The 13,238-nt window shown below is 68.4% G+C and carries 20 protein-coding genes and 1 pseudogene; 16 read left to right on the top strand and 5 right to left on the bottom strand.

The annotated features are described in order from the left end of the window. Window positions 1-53: 53 nt before the first annotated feature. Together ABZZ22_RS17440 and ABZZ22_RS17435 are read left to right on the top strand one after the other, a co-directional pair. The gene (locus tag ABZZ22_RS17440; protein WP_354933559.1) at window positions 54-767 is read left to right on the top strand and encodes an alpha/beta hydrolase; all 714 of its coding nucleotides are present in this window, start codon (window positions 54-56) and stop codon (window positions 765-767) included. Beyond that, window positions 764-1,357: a hypothetical protein gene (locus ABZZ22_RS17435; RefSeq protein WP_354933557.1), complete on the top strand. Its 594-nt coding sequence runs from the start codon at window positions 764-766 to the stop codon at window positions 1,355-1,357. The genes ABZZ22_RS17440 and ABZZ22_RS17435 overlap by 4 nt, the downstream gene beginning before the upstream one ends. Here ABZZ22_RS17435 and ABZZ22_RS17430 read toward each other — a convergent pair. Then, the gene (locus ABZZ22_RS17430) at window positions 1,343-1,723 is read right to left on the bottom strand and encodes a MerR family transcriptional regulator (protein ID WP_354933555.1); all 381 of its coding nucleotides are present in this window, start codon (window positions 1,721-1,723) and stop codon (window positions 1,343-1,345) included. The genes ABZZ22_RS17435 and ABZZ22_RS17430 overlap by 15 nt on opposite strands. 26 nt (window positions 1,724-1,749) lie before the next feature. On the opposite strand from ABZZ22_RS17430, the gene ABZZ22_RS17425 reads away from it, so the two are divergent. Then, a complete protein-coding gene (locus ABZZ22_RS17425; protein WP_354933553.1) occupies window positions 1,750-2,553 on the top strand; it encodes an aminotransferase class IV family protein in 804 nt (267 codons plus the stop codon). Here the strand turns inward: ABZZ22_RS17425 and ABZZ22_RS17420 are convergent. Beyond that, window positions 2,523-3,506, bottom strand: a complete 984-nt coding sequence (locus ABZZ22_RS17420) for an SMP-30/gluconolactonase/LRE family protein (protein WP_354933551.1) — start codon at window positions 3,504-3,506, stop codon at window positions 2,523-2,525. The genes ABZZ22_RS17425 and ABZZ22_RS17420 overlap by 31 nt on opposite strands. 105 nt (window positions 3,507-3,611) lie before the next feature. Here ABZZ22_RS17420 and ABZZ22_RS17415 point away from each other — a divergent pair, with 105 nt between their 5' ends. From ABZZ22_RS17415 to ABZZ22_RS17395, 5 genes and pseudogenes are all read left to right on the top strand, one after another. Continuing rightward, window positions 3,612-4,064 (top strand): Lrp/AsnC family transcriptional regulator, encoded by a 453-nt coding sequence (locus ABZZ22_RS17415; protein WP_354933549.1) that lies wholly within the window; start codon window positions 3,612-3,614, stop codon window positions 4,062-4,064. Next, window positions 4,064-4,774 carry an HAD family hydrolase gene (locus ABZZ22_RS17410; protein WP_354933547.1) on the top strand — a complete coding sequence of 237 codons (711 nt, stop codon included), beginning with the start codon at window positions 4,064-4,066 and terminating at the stop codon, window positions 4,772-4,774. The genes ABZZ22_RS17415 and ABZZ22_RS17410 overlap by 1 nt, the downstream gene beginning before the upstream one ends. 202 nt (window positions 4,775-4,976) lie before the next feature. Further along, window positions 4,977-5,204: pseudogene (locus ABZZ22_RS17405) on the top strand (ATP-binding cassette domain-containing protein); the annotation flags it as partial. 122 nt (window positions 5,205-5,326) lie between these two features. Continuing rightward, window positions 5,327-5,497, top strand: a complete 171-nt coding sequence (locus ABZZ22_RS17400) for an ATP-binding cassette domain-containing protein (RefSeq protein ID WP_354933653.1) — start codon at window positions 5,327-5,329, stop codon at window positions 5,495-5,497. Between the two features lie 33 nt (window positions 5,498-5,530). After that, window positions 5,531-5,761, top strand: a complete 231-nt coding sequence (locus ABZZ22_RS17395) for an ABC transporter ATP-binding protein (RefSeq protein WP_354933545.1) — start codon at window positions 5,531-5,533, stop codon at window positions 5,759-5,761. A 5-nt stretch (window positions 5,762-5,766) separates the two neighbouring features. Here the strand turns inward: ABZZ22_RS17395 and ABZZ22_RS17390 are convergent, their stop codons facing one another. Then, a complete protein-coding gene (locus ABZZ22_RS17390) occupies window positions 5,767-6,117 on the bottom strand; it encodes a nuclear transport factor 2 family protein (protein ID WP_354933543.1) in 351 nt (116 codons plus the stop codon). 116 nt (window positions 6,118-6,233) lie between these two features. Between ABZZ22_RS17390 and ABZZ22_RS17385 the strand changes: the two genes are divergently transcribed. Together ABZZ22_RS17385 and ABZZ22_RS17380 are read left to right on the top strand one after the other, a co-directional pair. Continuing rightward, complete coding sequence (locus tag ABZZ22_RS17385; protein WP_354933541.1) at window positions 6,234-7,043, top strand: helix-turn-helix transcriptional regulator; 810 nt, start codon at window positions 6,234-6,236, stop codon at window positions 7,041-7,043. Window positions 7,044-7,095: 52 nt separating this feature from the next. Next, complete coding sequence (locus tag ABZZ22_RS17380) at window positions 7,096-8,061, top strand: formylglycine-generating enzyme family protein (protein WP_354933651.1); 966 nt, start codon at window positions 7,096-7,098, stop codon at window positions 8,059-8,061. Window positions 8,062-8,082: 21 nt separating this feature from the next. Here the strand turns inward: ABZZ22_RS17380 and ABZZ22_RS17375 are convergent, their stop codons facing one another. After that, a complete protein-coding gene (locus ABZZ22_RS17375; protein ID WP_354933539.1) occupies window positions 8,083-8,535 on the bottom strand; it encodes an Lrp/AsnC family transcriptional regulator in 453 nt (150 codons plus the stop codon). Window positions 8,536-8,599: 64 nt separating this feature from the next. Here ABZZ22_RS17375 and ABZZ22_RS17370 point away from each other — a divergent pair, with 64 nt between their 5' ends. The 5 genes from ABZZ22_RS17370 (at window position 8,600) to ABZZ22_RS17350 (ending at window position 11,073) form a co-directional block, all read left to right on the top strand. Further along, window positions 8,600-9,328 carry an AzlC family ABC transporter permease gene (locus ABZZ22_RS17370; RefSeq protein ID WP_354933537.1) on the top strand — a complete coding sequence of 243 codons (729 nt, stop codon included), beginning with the start codon at window positions 8,600-8,602 and terminating at the stop codon, window positions 9,326-9,328. After that, a complete protein-coding gene (locus ABZZ22_RS17365; protein WP_354933535.1) occupies window positions 9,321-9,650 on the top strand; it encodes an AzlD domain-containing protein in 330 nt (109 codons plus the stop codon). The genes ABZZ22_RS17370 and ABZZ22_RS17365 overlap by 8 nt, the downstream gene beginning before the upstream one ends. A gap of 19 nt (window positions 9,651-9,669) precedes the next feature. Beyond that, window positions 9,670-10,068: a low affinity iron permease family protein gene (locus tag ABZZ22_RS17360; RefSeq protein ID WP_354933533.1), complete on the top strand. Its 399-nt coding sequence runs from the start codon at window positions 9,670-9,672 to the stop codon at window positions 10,066-10,068. An 87-nt stretch (window positions 10,069-10,155) separates the two neighbouring features. Next, window positions 10,156-10,485 carry a nuclear transport factor 2 family protein gene (locus ABZZ22_RS17355; RefSeq protein WP_354933531.1) on the top strand — a complete coding sequence of 110 codons (330 nt, stop codon included), beginning with the start codon at window positions 10,156-10,158 and terminating at the stop codon, window positions 10,483-10,485. Between the two features lie 3 nt (window positions 10,486-10,488). Then, window positions 10,489-11,073 (top strand): DUF1349 domain-containing protein, encoded by a 585-nt coding sequence (locus tag ABZZ22_RS17350; RefSeq protein ID WP_354933529.1) that lies wholly within the window; start codon window positions 10,489-10,491, stop codon window positions 11,071-11,073. Between the two features lie 5 nt (window positions 11,074-11,078). On the opposite strand, the gene arr is transcribed toward ABZZ22_RS17350, so the two are convergent. Beyond that, on the bottom strand, window positions 11,079-11,489 hold the full coding sequence (gene arr, locus ABZZ22_RS17345) for an NAD(+)--rifampin ADP-ribosyltransferase (RefSeq protein ID WP_354933527.1): 411 nt from the start codon (window positions 11,487-11,489) through the stop codon (window positions 11,079-11,081). A gap of 448 nt (window positions 11,490-11,937) precedes the next feature. Here arr and ABZZ22_RS17340 point away from each other — a divergent pair, with 448 nt between their 5' ends. After that, the gene (locus ABZZ22_RS17340; protein WP_354933525.1) at window positions 11,938-13,191 is read left to right on the top strand and encodes a DUF222 domain-containing protein; all 1,254 of its coding nucleotides are present in this window, start codon (window positions 11,938-11,940) and stop codon (window positions 13,189-13,191) included. Window positions 13,192-13,238: the final 47 nt, after the last annotated feature.

The raw sequence follows: 13,238 nt of genomic DNA, 5'->3' as shown, positions 1-13,238 counted from the left end.
GCGACCCTAATGCCGACATCGGCCTGTCGGCCTCTAGCCGTAGTTTGAAGCGTATGACACTTCCTCTTCTCTTCCTGTCCGGTGCCGGGCTTCCCGCTTGGATCTGGGACGAGGTTCGTTCCGGGATCACTGCCCCGTCGGCGGTCGCCCCTCGTCCCGCGACAGGTTCAGGGACCATCACCGATTACGCGCGAGCGGCTCTCGACGCCGCTCCGGAGGGCCCCTTCGGTGTCGTCGCGCACTCTGCCGGAGGGGTGGTCGCCACCGAGCTGGCACACCTCGCCGCGGGTCGAGTGGCCGCAGTACTCGGGGTCGCCGCGGTGATCCCCGCTTCCGGTGGATCTTTCGCCTCGTCGCTTCCGTTCCCCAACAAGGTGGTGCTACCGCTGATCCTCCGCGTCGCGGGCACCCGACCTCCCGAGTCGGCGATCCGCAAAGGCCTCGCCGCGGGGCTCGACGAAGAAGCCGTGCAGCGGCTGATCGCCGACATGGATCCCGAACCGCTGAAGTACTTCACCACCCGCACGACGGGGTACGAGGCGATGCATGCAGTGCCGTTCAAGAAGTACGTCGTCACCACGGATGATGCCGAGCTGACCGCCAGCATGCAGCGAGGCTACGCAGCGCGGCTCGGCGCAAGCGGCGTGACCGAGATCGCCAGCGCGCACCTACCCATGATCACCAACTCGGCCGAGGTGATCGCCGCCGCGCAGGACCTCGCCGAGAGCCGACCAGCAGCTCGAACCGCCGAAGGAGGCAAACGATGAGCGTCTGGACAGAATCTGTCAAGAGTGGCTGGGCGAACCTGGTGGGACCGGAGGCCACTCGTACGAACACCACGATCGCCCTCGGATCCGCCGTCGTCGGAATGGTCGGGGCAGCGATGTGGGCGAAGCGCAGCGGGGCGGGCGCCGCGTCGACGACGACCATGGCCGCGCTGGCCCTCGACCTGATCGGTGGCGCGTACGTGAACAACACCCGTGCCTCCGTCCGGTGGTACGAACGTGCCGGCCAGGACGACGCCGACCACCTCAGGTTCGCAGCGCTGCACGGACATCCTGTCGCGGTCGCCTGGGCCGACCATCGCGTGGGTGCCCGCGACAACGTCGCCTCCTGGGCCCTGGCCCAGTACGGCTACATGATGCTCTCGACCGCCGTCATCCGACGTTCCCCGATCCATCGACGCAGCCTGGGGCTGGCTCTGACCGCTGGCGGTCTCGTCCTCGACCGCGCGCTGGGAAGCTCGACCGTCGCACCATGGTTCGCCTGGTCCTACTACCCCAAGCTGCTGATGGGGCACGCTGCGGGATCGCTCTGGCCCGAGACAGACATCGGCGTCCGGTCATCCCGCCGGTGAGGCGTCGATCAGTCCTTGGAGAGCGTCGCGGGTGCTGATCAGCTCCGCGATGCGTCCGTCGTAGGCATGGAGGTGCTCGACGAGGATCGGCACGGCGCACGGCTCGATCCGGTCGGTGTCGTGGATGCAGTCGAGAAGCTCGCGGATGGCCACGACGGGCAGGCCCGCCCCGAGCAGGCGACGGATGGAGCGGACCTGCCCGATGACCGAGGGGTCGAACAGCCGCTGGCCGCTCGAGGACCGCTCGGCCTCGATGAGGCCCTGGTTCTCGTAGTGCCGCAGCATCCTCGGAGTCGTGGACGTGACCGCGGCGAGGTCCCCGATCCGTAGCGGTCGATACACGGTGCCAGGACTTGCCTCTGCCACTGGTGTCAGCTCCTACGGTCGCAGCCATGACCACTTCGATCACTCAGCTCAATGGTAGGGTGGCCACCTCGGCCGACCTCGCGCCGCTGGCCTTCGCCGGCTACGCCCACTTCACCGCCATGCAGGTCCGGGACGGCAGAGCTCGCGGCCTGGACCTGCATCTCGCCCGTCTCCGAGAGGCCAGCGACGAGCTCTTCGGGCGGCACCTGCCTGATGAGGTGCTGGTCGAGCGGCTGCGCGGCGCGCTGGCCGTGAGTCCGGCCGACGTTTCGTTGACGTGCTTCGTCACCTCGCGGCCCGGAGAGTTCGCGCCGGCCATCGATTCCGTCGACCTCGACGTCTTGGTCAAGATCACCGATCCCGCCACGCCGCCCACGGGTCCGCTCTCCCTCGACGTCGTCGAGCACGAGAGACACCTGCCGCACGTCAAGCACGTGGGCGAGGTCTCCAAGACCCTTCTGATCCGACGTGCCGAGGCGCGCGGCTTCGACGACGCCGCGTTCGTCGATCGCTCGGGCCGGCTCAGCGAAGCGACGATCTGGAACCTGGCCTTCTGGGACGGGGAATCCGTGATCTGGCCTCGCGCCGAGATCCTGACTGGAGTCACGATGCAGATCCTGGACCGCCGCCTCCGCGGGCTCGGCATCGCGCAGCAGACGCGCGACGTACGCCGCGAGGAGCTCGGCGACCACCTTTCTGCAGTGGTGATGAACTCGTGGACGCCCGGCATCTCGATCGCACGAATCGGTGGTTCGCTCCTTCGTCCGGACGCCGAGTTCATGCGCATTCTCCATTCGGCCTACCGGGACGAGCCGTTGGTATCTTTGTGAGCGGCCGCCTCCAGCCAGGGCCGCCGACCGGGGCCGGTCTGGTGGGTGCCGGTGACGCCCATGACCGCCGAGTACAGGCTGGTCTCGGCGGTGATGAAGAGCCGGTTGCGCTTGGCTCCGCCCCAGGAGATGTTGGCGACTGCCTCGGGGACGTCGAGGCGACCGATGAGGGTGCCGTCGGGGTCGTAGCAATGCACGCCGTCGTTCATCGCTGCGACCCATAGCCGCCCGCCGTCGTCGAAACGGAGGTTGTCGAAGCGGGCGTCGGCGCGGGCGCCGGCCTCGGCGAAGACTGCGCCGTCGGAGACGGTGTCGTCCTCGCGTACGTCGAAGACCCGGATGAGGCCCGCGCGGGTGTCGGAGACGAAGAGCTGGCGCTCGTCGGGGGAGAAGACCAGCCCGTTCGGGGCGCCGAAGCAGTCCGCGACCAGACGGACGTCGCCGGTGGCGGGGTCGATCCGGTAGACGTTGTTGGAGCCGATCTCGCTCTCGGCGCGGTAGCCCTCGTAGTCGCTGGTGATGCCGAAGTCGGGGTCGGAGAACCAGATCGAGCCGTCGGACTTCACGGTCGCGTCGTTGGGACTGTTCAGGCGCTTGCCCTGCCAGCGCTCGGCCAGCACGGTGATCGTGCCGTCGTGCTCGGTCCGGGTGACCCGGCGGTTGCCCTGCTCGCAGGTGATCAGCCGGCCCTCGCGGTCGAGGGTGTTGCCGTTGGTGTGTCCGGCACCGCGGCGGAAGACGCCCACGTTGCCGGTCTCCTCGTCCCAGCGCAGCATCCGGTCGTTGGGGATGTCGCTCCAGATCACCTGGCGCCAGGCGGGAACGTAGATCGGCCCCTCGGCCCAACGGCAGCCGGTGAACAGGACCTCCAGCGCCTCGTCACCGTTCATGCACCGCCCGGTGCGGAACCGGTCGTCAAGCATCTCGTACAGCCCAGGGCGATCGCCGCTCATAGAATCCACTCCTCGAAGTTCCAATGTGCCGAATGTGAATCGGCCTGAGACGAAGACTGCAAGATCAGATATGGTCAGCGCAAGATATTTCTGAACGGAGAGCCTGTGGATCAGATCGATCGCGAGCTGCTGGCCGAGCTCCAGCGCGACGCCACCCAGTCCTACGCCACACTCGGCCAGGCCGTCGGCCTCTCCGCGGGCGCGGCTCACGAGCGCGTACGCAAGCTGCGGGAGGGCGGCGTGATCCGGCGCACCACCGCCGACGTGGACCCCGCCGCCGTGGGCAGCGGCGTCCTGGCGTACGTGATGGTCGACTCGACGTCGTGGATGGGAGACTCGGCGGAAGCGTTCGCCGCACTCCCGGAGATCGTGGAGGCGCATGTCATCGCGGGCAGCGCCTCGGTGCTGGTGAAGGTGAGGACCTCGACCACCGAGCAGCTGCAGGACGTGCTGCGCCGGATCTACGCCATCGAGGGGGTCAGTGGAACGCAGGCGACGGTGGTCCTGGAGACCTTCTTCGAACGGCCGCTCTCGCCGCTGGTTACGGACGAGACCTGATGTCCGCCGCGCCGATCGAGCTGGTGATCTTCGACTGCGACGGCGTCCTGGTCGACACCGAACGTCTCGCCGTACGCCTCCAGATCGAGCTCGGCGCGGAACTCGGCTGGCCGCTCACCGCCGGCGATGTGGTCGAACGCTTCATCGGGCGTTCCCGGGAGTCGATCATCGAGCAGCTCACCGAGCGGCTGGGCACGCAGACGGCTTCGCTGTGGTGGAGCCAGCTGATCCAGCGCCATCGGGACGCCGTGGATCTCGGTCTCGAGCCGGTGGACGGTCTGCCCGAGGCACTCGCCACCCTCACTCTTCCGACCTGTGTCGCGTCCAGCGGGTCGCACGAGAAGATGCGCCACACCTTGGGGCGCACCGGGCTGTACGACTCCTTCGCCGGCCGCATCTTCAGTGCGAGCGAGGTCTCCCGCGGCAAGCCCGCACCGGACCTCTTCCTGCATGCCGCTCACCGGATGGGTGTCGCCCCGGAGGCGTGCGTGGTGGTCGAGGACAGCGGGCCCGGGGTCGCGGCTGCGCGAGCGGCGGGGATGCGGGCCTTCGGCTATGCCGGAGGCCCGACGCCCGCCCAACGACTCGAGGGCCCGGGGACCGTCGTCTTCGACGACATGCGCGAACTGCCCAACCTGCTCCTCGCTGGCGGTGGCGTTCCGGGGGCCGAGTTCGCGCGGCGCGATCTCCGAAACGTTCGTCCCGGCTGACGGCCGGACGCGGCTGGGGCTGAGTGCGTCCGCACCGCCTACCCGCTCGCGCTCGAGAACTGCGGTCAGGGTTCATGGTCTGGGTGGACGCGGTCTCCCGGGTCGCCTTCGCGCCCACCCCCCCGCTGCCGGTCGGTGTCGGGACCGCCCTCGTCGGTGTCCCGGTGTTCGTGCTGTTGCTGGTGCGCAGAAGGGGGCGCGCATGACACTCGAAGCCCAGCGCGTCTCGTGGCGGCGCGGCGGCACGCTCGTCCTCGACGGCGTGACGTTGCAGCCCGAGCCCGGATCGACAGTCGGACTGCTGGGTCCCAACGGTTCGGGCAAGTCCTCGCTCCTGAGGCTGCTCCAGGGCATCGCCGAGCCTGACGCCGGGACGATCACGCTCGATGGCACCGAGCTTTCCCGACTGCGCCGCCGTGAGATCGCGCAGACCGTGGCGAGCGTGACCCAGCACGCCGACACCGATGTGGACATCGTGGTGCGCGACGTGGTTCCGCACGCCGCACGCCGCACCGCTCCGCGTTCGGTGGTGAGCTCGCGCGGGACGAACGCATCATCGCGAAGGCACTCGAGCACGTCGGGCTCACCGCGAAAGCCGATCACCTCTGGCACACCCTCTCCGGTGGGGAGTGCCAGCGGGTGCACATCGCTCGGGCCCTGGCCCAGGAACCGCGCGAGCTCCTGCTCGACGAGCCGACGAATCATCTGGACATCCGCCACTAGCTCGAGCTGCTGGACCTCGTCTCCGCGCTGCCCGTGACCGCGATCGTCGCCCTGCACGATCTCAACCTCGCCGCGATGTTCTGCGACACCGTCGTGGTGCTCCAGAGGGGGCGGGTGACCACCGCGGGTGCTCCGGTGGACGTGCTCACCTCCGAGCTCATCGCCGAGGTCTACGGCGTCCGGGCACATGTCACACGTGACGGCAGCTCGGGCCGCCCAACCGTGACATTCCAACCCCGGCCGCCGCAGCTCAGCGCACGGTGATCGACTCAGGCGGGCACCTTGTCGAGGAAGCCGCGTACGTCACGGATTCGCTGGTCGTCGTCGAGGACGACCACGTCGAAGCCGATGATGATCGGCTCCTCGCCGGCGGGTCCGAGGCCCCACTGGAAGCGGGCCTGCTGGTGATGCGTGTCGACGTCTCCGACGGGGGTGAACACGAAGCCGGGGAACTGTGCGCGTACGGCCTGGATGGTCGCGGCGACCGCCTCGCGTCCCTGGACCTCGGCGAGCGGATCGACATAGACGCAGTCGTCGGCCCAGTGAGTGGCCAGCAGCTCGGTGAGTGCCTCGTCGGTCGCGTTCCAGGTGTCGAGGTAGCGCGTCACGATGTCGTTCATGGTGTCTTCCTTCTCTCGATGGGGCTTGTGGAAGAAGGTTCGCCGTTGAGCGGGGCATCGGTCGATGACCTCCGAGGTCATGGCCGTCGCGATCCGAGGTTGGCTAGCCTCGGGCCGTGACAACGACTCTGACCTCACCGCCACCGTCGGTCGGCGGCGAGCTCCGCCGCTGGCGGGAGCTGCGGTCCCTGAGCCAGCTCGCCCTCGCCACTCAGGCAGAGGTGAGCACCCGGCACCTGAGCTACGTCGAGAACGGCCGCTCGCGGCCGACCCCGGAGATGATCGTTCGGCTGGCCGAGGTGATGCGGGTGCCCATGGCCGAGCAGAACCGGCTCCTACTCGCCGGCGGCTTCGCTCCTCGCTACCCGCAGCGCGCCACCGATGACGACGCGCTCGCGCCGGTGATGGCCGGACTCCGCAGCCTGCTGGACGCCCACGCGCCGTACCCGGCCCTGCTCCTCGACGACCACTGGGACATCGTCGATGCCAACGAGGCAGTGGACGCGCTGCTCGCCGGCTGCGACCCCGCGTTGCTCGAGCCGCCGCTGAACGTGATCCGGCTCTGCCTGCATCCGCGAGGCCTCGCCGGGGCCATCCGCAACCTGCCGGTCTGGCGAGCGCACCTGCTCCACCAGCTCGGTCGGCGCATCACGCACACCGGCGGTGAGCCTGCCCTGGTCGCTCTCCGAGACGAGGTCACCGCGTACTCCTCTGGTGGAGAGCCGTCCGCGCGACCGCTCGCCGACCCCGTCGTCCCGCTGGAGATCGAGACGGGTGGCCACGTGCTGCGCTTCTTCAGCGTCGCCAGCCAGATCGAGAGCGCCGCCGACGTCACGCTCAACGGGCTCCATCTGGAGACCTTCGTTCCCGCCGACGACCGTACGCGGCAGGCGCTCAGCGTGGTCCCCGGGGGAGCAGCGCAGTAGAGCGCTATTTGCCCGAACCGAGTGACGCGTAGAGTCGGGTCCCGTGGCTGAGATGTCGGAACCGACCCGGATGGTCCGCCTCGACGGCGGCACGTTCACGATGGGATCGGAGGCGTTCTACCCGGACGAAGGCCCGGTCCACGAGCGCACCGTCGCGGCGTTCGAGATCGATCTGCATCCGGTGACCAACGCCCAGTACGCCGCGTTCGTCGCCGCCACCGGCTACCTCACCGTGGCCGAGCGGCCGCTGGATCCAGCGGACTTCCCAGGCGCCGATCCGGCTGACCTGGTCCCGGGTGGGCTCGTCTTCGTGCCCACCCGGGGACCGGTCGACCTGCGCGACTGGCGGCAATGGTGGACATGGGGCGCGGGCGCGAGTTGGAAGTCCCCGTTCGGGTCCGGATCGTCGATCGAGGGCCGGGAGGACCATCCGGTCACCCAGGTCGCTCTGGAGGACGCCCAGGCCTACGCCGAGTGGGCCGGCAAGCGGCTGCCCTCCGAGGCCGAGTTCGAGTACGCCGCCCGCGGCGGTCTGGCCGGCGCGACGTACGCGTGGGGTGAGGAGGTGCACCCGGACGGCCGCCTGATGGCGAACACCTGGCAGGGCTCCTTCCCGTGGCGCAACACCGGTGCCGCGCGATGGGTGGGCACCTCGCCGGTGGGGACCTTCCCGGCGAACGGCTACGGCATGTTGGACTGCATCGGCAACGTCTGGGAATGGACGACCGACTTCTACACCGAACGGCACGAACCCGAGCGCCGGCGCGAGCCGGTGAACCTGCTCGACGGGCAAGGTGCATGTGGTGACGGATGCCGGTGTGGGCCTTCGTCGCGGGAGGAGGCTCAGGCGGTTACGAGCGCCGAGAACGGGTCGACGATCCCGCGTCGGGTCCTCAAGGGCGGCTCGCACCTGTGCGCCCCGGAGTACTGCCTGCGCTATCGACCGGCGGCCCGCTCACCGCAGGCAGACGACACGGCGACGACGCATATCGGCTTTCGCTGCGTACGGTCGGTCTGATCTTGCTGGCCACCCGCGGCTCTAGCCTTTGACCAGCCGCATCGTCTGGTGGGAGAGCAGGCGGCTCACCGCGGGCAGTCGCGAGATCGTGCCGAGGAGGAGCGTCTCGTACGCCTCGGGGTCGGCGACCTGGACGCGCAGGTAGTAGTCGGGCTGACCGAGCATGCGGCGCATCTCGGTGACCTCGGGAACGGCGACGGCCGCGGTCTCGAAGTCCTCGATGGTCTTGCCGTCGTTGACGGCGATGTCGATCGCGACGACGACCTCGAACCCGCGTCCGCCGCTCTTCGGGTCGATGCTGGCGTGGTAGCCCCTGATCACGCCGTCGCGCTCCAGGCGCTGCACGCGGCGCAGGCAGGGAGCCGGGGTGAGCCCGACACGTCGGGCCAGCTCGGTGTTGCTCAGTCGGGCGTCATCCTCCAGTTCGGCAATAATTGCGCGATCCAGGTCATCTATCGATTGATCATTGCGCATCGGGGCACTTTAGCATTGTTGATGGGCAACCCGAGAGCGTCTGAACTCTCCTACGCTTGCTCATATGCAAGTGATGGAGATGGACACGGCGACCCGCGAGCCGACAGGGGCTCGCGAGGAGATCGCCGCAGGGTGGCGGGCCGTGCTGCCCGCATGTGTCGCCGTGATCCCGCTGGGCCTCGCGCTCGGCGTGCTGGTGGTCCACTCCGGCCTCGCGTGGTGGTGGGCGCCGGTGCTCGGCGCGATCGTGTTCGCGGGCACCATGGAGTTCCTGCTCGTCGGTCTGCTGGCTGTCGCGGCGCCCTTGGCGCAGATCGCCGTCAGCACCCTGCTGGTGAACTTCCGCCACGTCTTCTACGCGATCTCGTTCCCGTTGCACCGGGTGCACGGCGCCGGATGGAAGGCGTACAGCACCTTCGCGCTCACCGACGAGGCCTATGCGCTCACCGCGACACCGGAGTCGGCGGAGTGGTCGCGGGCGAGGATCCTCAGCATCCAGGGGTTCTTCCACCTCGCCTGGGTGGTCTGCGTGGCCGTCGGTGCTGGGGTCGGCTCCCTGATCCCGCCGGAGGTAGTGGGCCTCGAGTTCGCCGTCACCGCGCTCTTCGTCGTGCTCGGGCTCGAGGCGTACAAGGTCCGCAGGTCGCTGCCGATCCCGGCTCTCGCGCTCGGCTGCGCGATCCTCGCGGCTCTGGTCTCGGGAGAGAACATGCTGCTGATCGCGATGGGCATGTTCGCCGCGGCGCTCGTCTGCTCGTACGTCTTCGCCGCCTGGAGGAGCCGCAGTGTCTGATCCCTGGTACGTCCTGTCCGGTATCGCCGTCTCCGCGGGTGTGACCTGGGCACTGCGAGCTGCCCCGTTCGCGATGCTGGCGCCACTTCGGCACAGTGCGCTGATGGCCCACATCGGCGAGCGGATGCCCGTCGGGATGATGGTCATCCTCGCCGTCTACACCCTCCGCGACACCGACCCTGTCGTGGCGGCATCGGTCGGTCCGGCGGTGCTGGCCCTCGCGATCACCATCGGCCTGCACCTGTGGCGCGGCAGCATGACGCTGAGCATCTTCGCCGGCACGGCCGCGTACGTCCTGGTCACCTCGGTCATCGCTGCCTGATCGGGGCTAGGTTGACCGCATGACCATAGAGAACAGCGCCAGGAAGTCACGCCAGCGAGGAGACGGGCTGAACGCCTTCGAGCGCTTCGTCGAGGTCGTCACCTCTGTGGTCAGCCATGCTCCCTTCTTCTATGTGATCGTGGGCGCTCTGCTGTTGTGGGCAGTGAGCTTTCCCTTCTGGTCCTCGAGCACCAAGTGGGAGCTTGCGGTGCACACCGGGTCCTCGGTCCTGTCGTTACTCCTGCTGGTGCTGCTCCAGAACGCGGGGCGGCGCTCGGAGCAGGCGGCCCACGAGAAGCTCAACGTCATCGCCGCGGCCCTCTCCGACCTCATGGATTCCCGGGCTCGTGACGACGAGGATCTCGCCGAATCGGTGCGTACGCTGCGCCAGGCCGTGGGGCTCGAGGAGCGACACTGAGTCTGTGGCGACCGCCTTGTCATGAGCCGGTTCATCACCACGGCGGGCTTACGGTGGTTACGCCATCCGCTGAGAAGGAGCGAACACATGACAGACCAGACGATCCCGGAGCCGGTCGCGGCCTTCATCGAGGCCGTCAACCGGCACGACGAGAACGCCTTCCTCGATGCCTTCACCGAGGGTGGGGCCGTCGACGACTGGGGCCGTGTCTTCACCGGACGGGAGCAGATCAAGGGGTGGAGCGACAACGAGTTCATCGGCGCGAACGGCACCCTTGCCGTCGAGGAGGTTCAGACCGCGGGCACCGCGGTGACCGTTGTCGGTGACTGGCGCTCGACCCATGCCAACGGTCGCTCGAAGTTCGTCTTCGACGTCGACGGCGACCGGATCTCCAGAATGACCATCCGCGAGGGCTGACGTTTGGAGACGACGTCCATCCGCTGGGGGAGTGGGCGCTGGACTCATCCGCCCGTCGCCGCTGTCGAGCGCGGTTCCGACCTCCTCGTCACCGCCGGCGAGGGGAGCGATGCGTGGCGTACGACCTCCTACGGGTTCGTCCATGACAGCGAGCACGCCCTGCTGGCTCCCTTCGACCAGGACACTGCGGTCGAGGTCGAGTTCACGGCCGCTTTCTCGCAGCAGTTCGACCAGGCCGGGATCTTCGTACGCGTCAGCGAGACGCACTGGGTCAAGGCAGGCGTCGAGTTCGCCGATGGTCGCCCACAGGTCGGCGCCGTCGTCACCGACGGTAGGTCGGACTGGTCGCTGGCTCCAGCGCCGGACTGGCACGACCGCAGGGTTCTCATGCGAGTCAGCCGGTCTGGCGACGCGCTGACTGTTCGCGCCTCGGTCGACGGCGGTGACCTCCGGCTCGTCCGCCTTGCCCCGTTTGCGCCGGATCTCGTTGCGTTGGCGGGGCCGTTCGCCTGTGCTCCTACGCGGGCGGGGCTCACGGTCGCCTTCCACGCCTTGCGTACGACTGCGGCCGACGCCGCCTTGCACTGATCGGCCTAGTTCATGATCTCGGCCCGGTCGTCGGTCCGGATGGCAGCGAGACGCTCTTGCCACATCTGCAGAGCCTCGGGGGTCAGTCGCGGCCAGTCGTGGACTTCCGCGACGATCCGGAGCGGTGCCTTGCTGCGGTAGGAACGAGTCGGGTTGCCTGGGAACTTCTTGTCGGTGACATTGGGGTCGTTCTCGAACTCGCCGGTCGGCTCGACCAGGTAGACCCGCGGAGCCCCGTCGCCGGGGGTGATCTCGGCGGCCAGGCCTGCGCCGTCGGGTAGCGCGGTGAAGTAGATGTGGTTCATCACCACATCGGGTTTGTAGTTCGACCGGAACCCGGGGGTGAGGTGTTCTCCTACTCGCAGATCGGCTTTCGTGCCGTGGTAGAACGGGCCCACGTCCAGCGGTTCAGCCATGTCCGCAGGGTATCTGAGGCTCTGGCATCTGTGCCTGAGTTCCAGCGTGGGTGGGGCCAATACGGTGTCTGGGTTGGGAGATTTCAAGACAGGGTGTCTGGGCTGGGTGCCATTTACCTGTCTTGCGGGCTTCCAGCAGCGGCCTGGGTTGAGCTGGGGATACCTGTCCCTGATCGGGTTTTCGAATCCCTTTCCTTCCCTGGTCTCACATAATATGTTATCGTGGGGGTAGGCGTGAACGTGAAGGCCGACCACCTCGACAGAGGCGTGCCTCTCAGTCCCGGAGACAACGGGCGTGGGGTATTCCAGGGGATCCAGGGGCGTGAGCGCTGAGCTGCGAGGGTAAGTAATAGCCCGTATTTGGCGGGCCTCCGGGACCAGCGAACCAAAGCCGGATCTGCGTGTGTGCGGATCCTTTGAGTTCGTACGTCGGGAGGTGACCATCGCGATGACCGCACTGCAGCAGCCCCAGCATCCTGTGCTGGCGGCCGTGGTCGCGATCACCGGCACCCTGGGTCAGGTCGCGGACGCGAACCCGTCGTTCATGGCGGCCGATCAGAAGGCCGCCACGCTGGTCGAGGTCGCCCGGGCGAAAGCCCAGCTGGCCGAGCTCGAGCTACGCGTGATGGCGGCTGGCGACGATGTGGCCGCCGAGAGCGCGGCTCGGGACATTGCCGCGTGGCTGCACCATCGCACCCAGCAGCGCCCGGAGGACCTGCGTGCCGACCTGCGGCTCGCAACCGCTTTGGACCGGACCTACCACCGGGTCGCGGCCGCGATGCGGGCCGGGGAGTGCAACCTCGCCCAGGCGCACGTGATCGTGGCTGCTCTGGATGATCTGCCCGCCGACTTGGATCCCGTGATCCGTGTGAAGGCTGAGGAGGCTCTGGTCGGCCACGCGACCGATTTCGACCCGTCTCGGCTGCGCCGCCTCGGGCGCTGGATCCTCGACGTCATCGCCCCCGAGATCGCCGAGGCCGAGGAAGCCAAACGGCTCGCGGCCGAAGAGGCCCACGCCAGGAAGAAGACCCGGCTCACGATGCGGCGTATCGGGGACGGCACCACCCGGATCTCAGCAGTGGTCCCCGACGCGGCCGCGGACCGGCTCGCGACCAACCTGGAAGCGTTCGCCTCCCCGCGCCGCGATGACGGGACCCGCACCGAGACCGGCGAGTACCTGCCCTACGCCCGCAGGCTCGGACGTGCCTTCTGCCAGATGCTGGAGACCCTCGACCCGACCCGGCTCCCCATCCACGGCGGCGACGCGACCACCGTCATCGTGACCATCGACCTCGACCAGCTCCGCACCGAGACCGGCATCGGCCAGATCCTCGGCGGCACCGCGATCACCGCAGCTGAAGTCCGCCGGCTCGCGTGCACCGCGGGCATCATCCCGGCCGTCCTCGGCGGGGCCTCCGAGGTCCTCGACCTCGGCCGCCTACAACGCTTCTTCACCGCCGCGCAGCGCCGAGCCCTGCTGCTCAGGTCGGCGACCTGCGAGGCAGAGGGTTGCGACATCCCCGGTACCTGGGCTGAAGCCCACCACTGGCTCGCCTGGGCACAAGGCGGACCCACCGACCTCGACAACGCCGCCCTGCTCTGCAGTCACCACCACCACCGCGCCCACGACGCGGCGTACCTCCACGAACGACTGCCCAACGGCGGGCGGATTCAAGGAGTCAGCGCAACACCTTCGTTCTGAAGGAGTTGTCGTCATGGTTTATCGGCCGTTACGTGCTGAGCAGTGTG

This window comes from Nocardioides sp. NPDC006273 (genome assembly GCF_040613495.1).
Classification (GTDB): Bacteria; Actinomycetota; Actinomycetes; order Propionibacteriales; family Nocardioidaceae; genus Nocardioides.
This window is presented reverse-complemented; position numbering and strand designations above follow the sequence as displayed.

Coding starts and splice junctions, on each gene's coding strand:
- ABZZ22_RS17440 (WP_354933559.1), top strand. CDS start 54: ATGACACTTCCTCTTCTCTTCCTGTCCGGTGCCGGGCTTCCCGCTTGG.
- ABZZ22_RS17435 (WP_354933557.1), top strand. CDS start 764: ATGAGCGTCTGGACAGAATCTGTCAAGAGTGGCTGGGCGAACCTGGTG.
- ABZZ22_RS17425 (WP_354933553.1), top strand. CDS start 1,750: ATGACCACTTCGATCACTCAGCTCAATGGTAGGGTGGCCACCTCGGCC.
- ABZZ22_RS17420 (WP_354933551.1), bottom strand. CDS start 3,506: ATGAGCGGCGATCGCCCTGGGCTGTACGAGATGCTTGACGACCGGTTC.
- ABZZ22_RS17410 (WP_354933547.1), top strand. CDS start 4,064: ATGTCCGCCGCGCCGATCGAGCTGGTGATCTTCGACTGCGACGGCGTC.
- ABZZ22_RS17390 (WP_354933543.1), bottom strand. CDS start 6,117: ATGAACGACATCGTGACGCGCTACCTCGACACCTGGAACGCGACCGAC.
- ABZZ22_RS17380 (WP_354933651.1), top strand. CDS start 7,096: ATGTCGGAACCGACCCGGATGGTCCGCCTCGACGGCGGCACGTTCACG.
- ABZZ22_RS17375 (WP_354933539.1), bottom strand. CDS start 8,535: ATGCGCAATGATCAATCGATAGATGACCTGGATCGCGCAATTATTGCC.
- ABZZ22_RS17370 (WP_354933537.1), top strand. CDS start 8,600: ATGCAAGTGATGGAGATGGACACGGCGACCCGCGAGCCGACAGGGGCT.
- ABZZ22_RS17360 (WP_354933533.1), top strand. CDS start 9,670: ATGACCATAGAGAACAGCGCCAGGAAGTCACGCCAGCGAGGAGACGGG.
- ABZZ22_RS17355 (WP_354933531.1), top strand. CDS start 10,156: ATGACAGACCAGACGATCCCGGAGCCGGTCGCGGCCTTCATCGAGGCC.
- arr (WP_354933527.1), bottom strand. CDS start 11,489: ATGGCTGAACCGCTGGACGTGGGCCCGTTCTACCACGGCACGAAAGCC.
- ABZZ22_RS17340 (WP_354933525.1), top strand. CDS start 11,938: ATGACCGCACTGCAGCAGCCCCAGCATCCTGTGCTGGCGGCCGTGGTC.